The 1,114-nt window shown below is 32.9% G+C and carries 2 protein-coding genes; both read left to right on the top strand.

The genetic code is table 11. The features are described 5' to 3' along the window. Window positions 1-211 precede the first annotated feature (211 nt). A complete protein-coding gene (locus Megvenef_RS09630; RefSeq protein WP_322777691.1) occupies window positions 212-586 on the top strand; it encodes a helix-turn-helix domain-containing protein in 375 nt (124 codons plus the stop codon). A 200-nt stretch (window positions 587-786) separates the two neighbouring features. After that, a partial coding sequence (locus tag Megvenef_RS09625) for a transposase (protein WP_322776028.1) occupies window positions 787-1,114 on the top strand: 328 nt, incomplete at its 3' end.

Raw genomic sequence — 1,114 nt, 5'->3', positions numbered from 1 at the left:
GGATTTTGTAAGCTGTTTATGACATGAAACCCCTTGTTAATTCAGGCGGGGAGAGTTTTGACGGAGGGACTACGTAATGTTATAATAACAATCATTAACATTAATTAAACAAACTATTGCACTTTACTATTAATTATGTTAGTGTCTAATGCGGGATTATCTCATTTTAATTTATCTATATTAATTATTAAGTTTATTGGATTGTAAGGTTATGGCACGTAAGAACGATTATATAATAGAAGTTGATAAGTATATAGGCGGTAGAATATACTCTTTGAGACTTGCTCAAGGTTTTTCTCGTCAACAACTATCGAAAATTATTGGCGTTACACATCAACAACTACAAAAATACGAAAAAGGTACGAACAGAATTTCTGTAGGTAGGTTGGTTTTAATCGCTAAAGCTTTGTCTACAGATACTTCTTATTTTTACGAAGGGCTAGAAGCTGCTGACAATAGTGAGCCTATGGTAACGCAGCACCAACGCATGTGCATCGAAGTATCTCGTAATTTTATGAAAATAGAGAACTCTGATCATCAAACAGCTGTCAATACATTGATTAAATCACTCTCTAAAATAGCCTAGCTTGTTAACTCACTGGGGTTTAGTGTAACAAATGAATATTTTTGTAAATTAGAACAAAAATTTGTTATCCTGAACTTAGTTGGTCCCTCCGTCAAAACTCTCCCCGCCTGAATTAACAAGGGGTTTCATGTCATAAACAGCTTACAAAATCCATAAGAAAATGGTATAATTACTGCATAAAGCTTACGGATTTTAAAATTATGCCTATAGAAAATATTACTTTTCTCCAAAAACAAGAAAGGTTATTTGAAGAGAAATTATCTACAAAACTAAATCCTAAAAACAAGTTATATAAACTAAGGGATTTAGTAAATTGGTCTGAACTTGAAGCCAGAGCATTGCCTAACATTGAAATCAAGCAATTTGGTAGAAATAAGAAAGATCATAGAGTAATGCTAGCACTATCAATGCTTCAAGCTATGTACAACGGTTCTGATTCGTTTACGGAGGAAGAGCTAAAGGAAAATATTTATTGGCAATATTTTTGTGGTTATGAATATTTGCAGCAAGATCTTGATGTGTCTGAAG

Source organism: Candidatus Megaera venefica (assembly GCF_034554655.1).
Lineage (GTDB): Bacteria > Pseudomonadota > Alphaproteobacteria > Rickettsiales > Rickettsiaceae > Megaera_A > Megaera_A venefica.
This window is presented reverse-complemented; position numbering and strand designations above follow the sequence as displayed.

Bases quoted from the DNA above. Each gene is read 5' to 3' on its own strand.
- Megvenef_RS09630 (WP_322777691.1), top strand. From the start codon at position 212: ATGGCACGTAAGAACGATTATATAATAGAAGTTGATAAGTATATAGGC.